This window comes from Streptomyces sp. NPDC054932 (genome assembly GCF_053610205.1).
Genome location: NZ_JBSGXU010000111.1, coordinates 9,383 through 16,763 on the forward strand (window position 1 = coordinate 9,383; position 7,381 = coordinate 16,763).

Genomic DNA, 7,381 nt, shown 5'->3' on the forward strand with positions numbered 1-7,381 from the left:
GGGGGGTTTTGGCCCCTGGGGGGGTTACCCGGGGGGGGTCGGGCCCCCCCCCCCCCCCCGGGCGGGGGGGGGCCCCTACCCATTTGGCGCCGGGCCCCTATCGGCATGGCCCGCGTCAGCCCAGGAGGGCGCGGACGAAGGGGACCAGGGCGCGGAAGGCCTGGCCGCGGTGGGAGATGGCGTTCTTCTCCGCCGGGGTCAGCTCCGCGCACGTGCGGGTGTCGCCCTGCGGCTGGAGGATCGGGTCGTAGCCGAAGCCGCCCGTGCCGGACGGGGCGTGGCGGAGGGTGCCGAGGAGGCGGCCCTCGACGACGCGTTCGGTGCCGTCCGGGAGGGCCAGGGCCGCCGCGCACGCGAAGTGGGCCCCGCGGTTCTCGTCGGCGATGTCCCCGAGCTGGGCCAGCAGCAGGTCCAGGTTGGCCTTGTCGTCACCGTGCGTCCCGGCCCAGCGGGCCGAGAAGATGCCGGGGGCGCCGTGCAGGACGTCCACGCAGAGGCCGGAGTCGTCGGCGACCGCCGGGAGGCCGGTGGCACGGGCCAGGGCGTGGGCCTTGAGGAGGGCGTTCTCGGCGAAGGTGACGCCGGTTTCCCTGACGTCCGGGATCTCCGGGTACGCGTCCGCGCCGACCAGCTCGTGCGGCAGGCCGGCGTCGGAGAGGATCGCGCGGAGTTCGGAGACTTTGCCCGCGTTGCGGGTGGCCAGGATCAGGCGGCTGGGCGTCGAGGTCATGCCCCCATTATCCCGGGGTGCAGACCTTGGAGATCTCGCTGGCCGCGTCCGCGACCGGCTGGATGTCCGGGACGCTGTTGCCGCTCTCGATGGAGGTGCGGACGTTCTTCACGGCCGTGTTCATCGAGTCGATGGCCTTGCCCAGGTCGGCGTTGTCCGTCTGGTCGCCGATCTTCTTGAGGTTCGACTCGATCTGGTCGAGCGCGTTCTTTGCGTCCTGGGGGCTGTTGCCCGCCTGCGAGACGGCCTGCTGCAGGTCGTTCGCACCGTCCGTGATGGCCACGGCCGTGTTCGCGCAGTCCATCGCCGTGGAGATCGCGTCGCACGCGGTCAGGGCCGGGACGGTGAGTACGGCGGCCACGGCTACGGCCGCTATGCGGAGCTTCATGCGGTTCTCCCCCTGAGGGCTTGGACGCTACGAGGACGGGCGCACGGCTTCGAGACCGTGCGCCCGTATCTTCCTGGACGCCGGGCCGGGCCCGGCGGTTGCCGTTTACAGTTCGAGGGCGCCCAGCTGGATGGCTTCCAGGTCCGCGCAGCCGCCGGCGGCGAGGTCGAGGAGGGCGTTCAGCTCCTTGCGGTCGAAGGGCTCGCCCTCGGCGGTGCCCTGGACCTCGACGAAGCGGCCGTCGCCGGTGCAGACCACGTTCATGTCGGTCTCGGCGCGCACGTCCTCCTCGTAGCAGAGGTCGAGGAGCGGGACGCCGTCGACGATGCCGACGCTGACGGCGGCGACGGTGCCGGTGAGCGGCTTGCGGCCGGCCTTGATCAGCTTCTTCTTCTGGCCCCAGGCGACGGCGTCGGCGAGGGCGACGTAGGCGCCGGTGATGGCGGCGGTGCGGGTGCCGCCGTCGGCCTGGAGGACGTCGCAGTCCAGGACGACGGTGTTCTCGCCGAGGGCCTTGTAGTCGATGACTGCGCGCAGCGAGCGGCCGATCAGGCGGGAGATCTCGTGGGTGCGGCCGCCGATCTTGCCGCGGACGGATTCGCGGTCGCCGCGGGTGTTGGTGGAGCGCGGCAGCATCGAGTACTCGGAGGTGACCCAGCCTTCGCCGCTGCCCTTGCGCCAGCGCGGGACGCCTTCGGTGAAGGAGGCGGTGCAGAAGACCTTGGTGTCTCCGAAGGAGATGAGGACGGAGCCCTCGGCGTGCTTGCTCCATCCGCGTTCGATGGTGACCGGGCGGAGCTGTTCGGGCGTACGGCCGTCGATGCGAGACATGGCTCCGAGCCTAGTCCCTGCGGGGGAACGCGAAGACCCCGTCCGGATGGTTCCGGGACGGGGTCTGCAGGGGCCGGGCCGGGCCGGGCTGGGCCGGGCTGGGCCGCAGGGAGCGGCTGGGGCCTAGGGGGCTCCGGTCACATCATGTCTTCGATGTCGGCGGCGATCGGGTCGGCGTCGGTGCCGATGACGACCTGGATCGCGGTGCCCATCTTGACGACGCCGTGGGCGCCGGCGGCCTTGAGTGCGGCTTCGTCGACGAGGTCCGGGTTGATGACCTCGGTGCGCAGGCGGGTGATGCAGCCCTCGACCTCTTCGATGTTCTCGATGCCGCCGAGCCCGGCGACGATCTTCTCAGCCTTGGTGGCCATGTGTTTCTCCCTGAGTGTTTCGAAGAACGAGTCTCGGCGGCCAGTGGACGGGTATCCATCTGCACGGTCCGCTTCGTCACGGTAACGCACGGTTGGCCCATCTATGCAGGCACATGACCGGCCTCTGCCGAATGATGACGATCAGCAGCAACCTGCCCACAACTGGTCTACACCAGTGTGCCGCAAGTGTTGCGGCAGCCAAAACGGGCCGGTCAGGGAGGACGCCGATGAGCGTGAGCATCTCCAAAGCAGCGCCACAACCGAATTGGCGGAACAACCTGTTCCAAGGGCTGCAGAAAATGGGGCGGAGCCTTCAGCTGCCCATCGCCGTACTGCCCGCGGCCGGCATCCTGTTGCGGCTCGGCGTGATCGACGCCGGAGGGGACGGCATCTGGTCCGACGTCGCCAAGGTCATGGCCGCGGCGGGCGGCGCCCTGCTCGGCTCCAGCCTGGGTCTGCCGCTCCTCTTCTGCATCGGCGTCGCGATCGGCATGGCCAAGAAGGCCGACGGCTCGACCGCGCTGGCGGCGGTGGCCGGTTTCCTCGCCTACCACGGCGTCCTGGAGGCATTCCCCACACCTTGCCCCGAGGGGACCAAGGACGTCGGAGGTGGGTGCCTGGGGCAGGACGACTCCTTCGCCGAATACACCTTCCAGAATCCCGGGGTCTTCGGCGGCATCGTCATGGGACTGCTGGCGGCCTGGTTCTGGCGGCGCTACCACCGCGTGAAGCTGGTCGACTGGCTCGGCTTCTTCAACGGGCGCCGGCTCGTTCCGATCATCATGGCCTTCGTCGGCATCGGCTTCGCCGTGATCTGCCTGTGGATCTGGCCGCCGATCGGTGCCGCGCTGGAGAGTTTCTCCGACTGGCTGGTGAGCCTGGGCCCCTGGGGTTCGGGCATCTTCGGCGTCGCGAACCGCGCTCTGCTGGTGATCGGCCTCCACCAGTTCCTGAACGTGCCGGTGTGGTTCCAGTTCGGCAGCTACACCACACCGAGCGGCAAGGTCGTGCACGGCGACATCACCATGTTCCTGAACGGCGACCCGGAAGCGGGGCAGTTCCTGTCCGGCTTCTTCCCGATCATGATGTTCGCCCTGCCGGCAGCGGCGCTGGCGATCACGCACTGCGCGAAGCCGCAGCGACGCCTGGAGGTCGGGGGCCTGATGGTGTCGGTGGCCCTGACCTCGTTCGTCACGGGCATCACCGAGCCGCTGGAGTATTCCTTCCTCTTCGTGGCGCCCCTGCTGTACGTGATCCACGCGCTCCTGACGGGCGTGTCGATGGCGGTGACGTGGGCCCTGGGCGTCCACGACGGCTTCACCTTCTCGGCGGGCCTGATCGACTACATCATCAACTGGGGGCTGGCGACGAAACCCTGGCTGATCATTCCGATCGGCCTGTGCTTCGCAGCCGTCTACTACGTGGTGTTCCGTTTCGCGATCACGAAGTTCAACCTGGCGACGCCCGGCCGGGAGTCGGACGAGGAGATCGCGGCGATGCAGGACGAGACCACCAAGGCCTGAGCCGGGCCCCCGCAGGGTTACCGCACGGTCCGTCAAGGGCCCCCGGATCACGATCCGGGGGCCCTTCGGCATACCTCCGGGAGTGTGATCCAGGCCACAGGAAATCGAAGGTTCCTTATCTAACCCTCACCGTGTTACAACTGGTCTACACCACAATTGGTGTAGACCACGAGGGCCTGTCCGAGCCCGCGTACCCCCGTATCTGAGACGTCGCCGTCCCCCGTTTCCCTCTGGCGTCGCCTTGCCCACTGGAGGAAGTTGTGTCCACGGCTACCGCCCCCTCGGCGGAAAAGAAGAAGGGCGCTGGCGTGATGGCCGTCATGCAGCGCATCGGCCGGAGCCTCATGCTCCCCGTTGCCGTGCTGCCTGCCGGCGCACTCCTGCTCCGCCTGGGCGCGGGTGACATGCTCGGCGACGCCGACGTCTTCCCCTCGTTCGTCACCAAGATCGCCGGTTACATGGCCGCGGGTGGTGGCGCCATCCTCGAGAACATGGCGCTGCTGTTCGCCGTGGGCATCGCCATCGGCTTCGCCAAGAAGTCGGACGGCTCGACCGCGCTGGCGGCCGTGACCGGTTACCTGGTCTTCAAGAAGGTCCTCGCCACCTTCACCGACAGCAACCTGCCGCAGGTCGAGAAGGTCATCGACCACAAGGTCGCCCTGGTGGACGCCACGGTCGACGCCGGTGTCCTCGGCGGTGTCGTGATGGGCATCATCACGGCCCTGCTCTACCAGAAGTTCTACCGGACCAAGCTGCCGGACTGGGCGGGCTTCTTCGGCGGCCGCCGCCTCGTCCCGATCCTCTCCGCCCTCGCCGGTCTGCTCGCGGGTATCGTCTTCGGTCTCATCTGGCCGGTCCTCGGTACGGGTCTGCACAACTTCGGTGAGTGGCTCGTCGGTTCCGGCTCCGTCGGCGCGGGCATCTTCGGTGTCGCCAACCGTGCGCTGATCCCGATCGGCATGCACCACCTGCTGAACTCCTTCCCGTGGTTCCAGGCCGGCTCCTTCGACACCCCGACCGGCGCCGTCCACGGTGACATCGGCCGCTTCCTCGCCGGTGACCCGAGCGCCGGACAGTTCATGACCGGCTTCTTCCCGATCATGATGTTCGCCCTTCCGGCGGCCTGCCTCGCGATCGTCCACTGCGCCCGCCCCGAGCGCCGCAAGGTCGTCGGCGGCATGATGCTCTCCCTCGCGCTCACCTCCTTCGTCACCGGTGTGACCGAGCCGATCGAGTTCACCTTCATGTTCATCGCCCCGGTGCTGTACGCGATCCACGCGGTGCTGACCGGTATCTCCCTGGCCCTCACCTGGGCCCTGGGCATGCGCGACGGCTTCGGCTTCTCGGCCGGTCTCGTCGACTTCCTGCTGAACCTGGGCATCGCGGAGAAGCCGTGGATGCTGGCGGGCGTCGGCCTCTGCTTCGCGGTGGTCTACTACGTCGTCTTCCGCTTCGCGATCATCAAGTTCAACCTCCCCACCCCGGGCCGCGAGTCCGACGAGGAGCTCGCCGAGCTGCTGAAGGCCGAGGCCAAGTAAGCAGCCCGTACACACGAAGGAGCCCCCGCTCTCCCGGAAGGGAGGGCGGGGGCTCCTCGCTGTCGTGGCGGGCCGTCAGATCTCGTAGACCGCGCCCGAGTACGCCAGGTCGACCCGGCCGGAGTAGACGGAGCGGGCGTCGGCGAGGTTCTGCTCGGGGTCGGTCCACGGCGGGATGTGGGTGAGGACGAGGCGGCCCACGCCCGCGCCGTGCGCGTACTCGCCCGCCTCGCGGCCGTTCAGGTGCAGGCCCGGGATGTCTTCCTTGCCGTGCGTGAAGGAGGACTCGCACAGGAAGAGGTCGGCGCCCTCGGCGAGCAGGCCGAGCTCGGGGCAGGTGCCGGTGTCCCCGGAGTACGTGAGCGCGCGGCCGCCGTGCTCGACGCGGATGCCGTACGCCTCGACCGGGTGGGCGACCCGCTCGGTGCGGACCTGGAACGGGCCGATCTCGAAGGTCCCGGACTTCAGCGTGCGGAAGTCGAAGACCTCGCTCATCGATCGCTCGTCGGGGACGTCGTCGTAGGCGGTGGTCAGGCGGCGCTCGGTGCCCTCGGGCCCGTAGACGGGGATGGTGCCGCAGCGGCCGCCCTCGTGCCGGTAGTAGCGGGCGACGAAGTACGCGCACATGTCGATGCAGTGGTCGGCGTGCAGGTGGCTCAGGAAGATCGCGTCGAGGTCGTAGAGGCCGCAGTGGCGCTGGAGGTCCCCGAGGGCGCCGTTGCCCATGTCGAGGAGCAGCCGGAAGCCGTCGGCCTCGACGAGGTAGCTCGAACAGGCCGATTCCGCGGACGGGAACGACCCCGAACAGCCGACGACGGTGAGCTTCATGGAGCGTGAACCTCCGAGGACGGTCCGTGGACGGAATGCGGGCCGTGCGTGCGTCGAGCGTAAGGCGCGAAACGTCCGGTCGCTCCTCCGCGGCAGGCCGTTGTGGGGGGAATCACCTGCGCTGTCACCCGGGGGAGCGACGGTGGGCACGGGCGTTGCCATGCCGGGGCGTGCCCGCGCGGCTACGGTCGAAGCATGGACACGTCCTGGTGGCCCGCGGTGGCCGCGGTGGTGGCCGTGGCGCTGCTGGTGCTGGTCGCCGGGGGTCGGCTGGGGCTTCCCCGGCGGGCCCCGCCGGCGCACGGGGACGGTCCGCCGCCGCAGCCGCGGGCGGGCGAGCTGTGGTCCCTGGCGGACGGCCGTACGTGCCTGGTCCTCGCGGTGGGGTCGGTACGGGGCCACCGGGCGCGGGTCGCGTGGGTCACCGGGAAGTACGACGACCGGCGGGCCGGGGTGATCCCGCTGCCGCCGGGGACGGTGGGTGCGCAGGGCCGGGCGAGCTTCCTGGAGGCGGACCGGCCGGCGGAGGTGTCGCTGTGGGAGTTCCGGGCCCGGATGGGGGTGCTGGACCCCGCGGTGTGGGACGAGATCAAGGGTCTGGGAGGTGCGCGGTGACGCGGGAGCCGGTGATCCGCCTGCGACGGGTGTACGACCCGCCGGAGCCGGCGGCGGACGGGGTGCGGGTCCTGGTGGACCGGCTGTGGCCGCGCGGCCTGGCGAAGGCGGTGGCCATGGTGGAGGAGTGGCCGAAGGCGGTGACGCCGTCCACGGAGCTGCGGAAGTGGTTCCACGACGGGGGGTCGGCGGAGGAGTTCCGGGAGCGGTACGAGGCGGAGCTGGCGGAGCCGGAGGCGGTGGCGGAGCTGGCCCGGCTCCGTTCGCTGGCCGAGGCGGGCCCGCTCACCCTCCTGACCGCGGTCAAGGACCCGGGCTCCAGCCACGCGGCGATCCTGGCGGAGCGGCTCTCCGGCTAGGGGTGTCCGCAAAGTAGCGCCGGCGCCCGGAGGGCAGGCGGGACTTTGCGGGCACCCCCTAGCGGTGCGGGCGGTGCCGCTGCGCGGAGCCTCTCCCCGCCCCGCCCTTTCGCCGTTTCCCGGGCTCTGCCGGACCCGGTCCTCAAACGCCGGACGGGCTGGAGCACAACCCCCCCCCCGGGTTGATGGCGGGGGGTT

General features: G+C 70.1%; 9 protein-coding genes. 4 read left to right on the forward strand and 5 right to left on the reverse strand.

Translation table 11 applies throughout. From position 1 onward, the window contains the following. Positions 1-115: 115 nt before the first annotated feature. The 4 genes from rdgB to ACWGE1_RS26115 all read right to left on the reverse strand — a co-directional run bounded on the left by rdgB (position 116) and on the right by ACWGE1_RS26115 (position 2,410). Positions 116-730: an RdgB/HAM1 family non-canonical purine NTP pyrophosphatase gene (gene rdgB / locus ACWGE1_RS26100; RefSeq protein WP_453422911.1), complete on the reverse strand. Its 615-nt coding sequence runs from the start codon at positions 728-730 to the stop codon at positions 116-118. A gap of 7 nt (positions 731-737) precedes the next feature. Beyond that, the gene (locus ACWGE1_RS26105) at positions 738-1,118 is read right to left on the reverse strand and encodes a hypothetical protein (protein WP_453422912.1); all 381 of its coding nucleotides are present in this window, start codon (positions 1,116-1,118) and stop codon (positions 738-740) included. 105 nt (positions 1,119-1,223) lie between these two features. Continuing rightward, on the reverse strand, positions 1,224-1,949 hold the full coding sequence (gene rph / locus ACWGE1_RS26110; RefSeq protein ID WP_327262680.1) for a ribonuclease PH: 726 nt from the start codon (positions 1,947-1,949) through the stop codon (positions 1,224-1,226). Positions 1,950-2,086: 137 nt separating this feature from the next. Continuing rightward, on the reverse strand, positions 2,087-2,410 hold the full coding sequence (locus ACWGE1_RS26115) for a glucose PTS transporter subunit EIIB (protein WP_453422913.1): 324 nt from the start codon (positions 2,408-2,410) through the stop codon (positions 2,087-2,089). A 137-nt stretch (positions 2,411-2,547) separates the two neighbouring features. On the opposite strand from ACWGE1_RS26115, the gene ACWGE1_RS26120 reads away from it, so the two are divergent. After that, positions 2,548-3,843, forward strand: coding sequence for a PTS transporter subunit EIIC (locus ACWGE1_RS26120; RefSeq protein WP_453422914.1), 1,296 nt, complete (start codon positions 2,548-2,550; stop codon positions 3,841-3,843). Positions 3,844-4,154: 311 nt separating this feature from the next. Then, complete coding sequence (locus ACWGE1_RS26125; protein ID WP_453422927.1) at positions 4,155-5,381, forward strand: PTS transporter subunit EIIC; 1,227 nt, start codon at positions 4,155-4,157, stop codon at positions 5,379-5,381. Between the two features lie 75 nt (positions 5,382-5,456). On the opposite strand, the gene ACWGE1_RS26130 is transcribed toward ACWGE1_RS26125, so the two are convergent. After that, positions 5,457-6,209 (reverse strand): MBL fold metallo-hydrolase, encoded by a 753-nt coding sequence (locus ACWGE1_RS26130; RefSeq protein ID WP_453422915.1) that lies wholly within the window; start codon positions 6,207-6,209, stop codon positions 5,457-5,459. 195 nt (positions 6,210-6,404) lie between these two features. Between ACWGE1_RS26130 and ACWGE1_RS26135 the strand changes: the two genes are divergently transcribed. Together ACWGE1_RS26135 and ACWGE1_RS26140 are read left to right on the forward strand one after the other, a co-directional pair. Next, the gene (locus ACWGE1_RS26135) at positions 6,405-6,824 is read left to right on the forward strand and encodes a hypothetical protein (RefSeq protein ID WP_453422916.1); all 420 of its coding nucleotides are present in this window, start codon (positions 6,405-6,407) and stop codon (positions 6,822-6,824) included. Beyond that, positions 6,821-7,183, forward strand: a complete 363-nt coding sequence (locus ACWGE1_RS26140) for a DUF488 domain-containing protein (RefSeq protein ID WP_453422917.1) — start codon at positions 6,821-6,823, stop codon at positions 7,181-7,183. Before ACWGE1_RS26135 ends, ACWGE1_RS26140 begins: the two co-directional genes overlap by 4 nt. Positions 7,184-7,381: the final 198 nt, after the last annotated feature.

Coding starts and splice junctions, on each gene's coding strand:
- rdgB (WP_453422911.1), bottom strand. CDS start 730: ATGACCTCGACGCCCAGCCGCCTGATCCTGGCCACCCGCAACGCGGGC.
- ACWGE1_RS26105 (WP_453422912.1), bottom strand. CDS start 1,118: ATGAAGCTCCGCATAGCGGCCGTAGCCGTGGCCGCCGTACTCACCGTC.
- rph (WP_327262680.1), bottom strand. CDS start 1,949: ATGTCTCGCATCGACGGCCGTACGCCCGAACAGCTCCGCCCGGTCACC.
- ACWGE1_RS26120 (WP_453422914.1), top strand. CDS start 2,548: ATGAGCGTGAGCATCTCCAAAGCAGCGCCACAACCGAATTGGCGGAAC.
- ACWGE1_RS26125 (WP_453422927.1), top strand. CDS start 4,155: ATGGCCGTCATGCAGCGCATCGGCCGGAGCCTCATGCTCCCCGTTGCC.
- ACWGE1_RS26130 (WP_453422915.1), bottom strand. CDS start 6,209: ATGAAGCTCACCGTCGTCGGCTGTTCGGGGTCGTTCCCGTCCGCGGAA.
- ACWGE1_RS26135 (WP_453422916.1), top strand. CDS start 6,405: ATGGACACGTCCTGGTGGCCCGCGGTGGCCGCGGTGGTGGCCGTGGCG.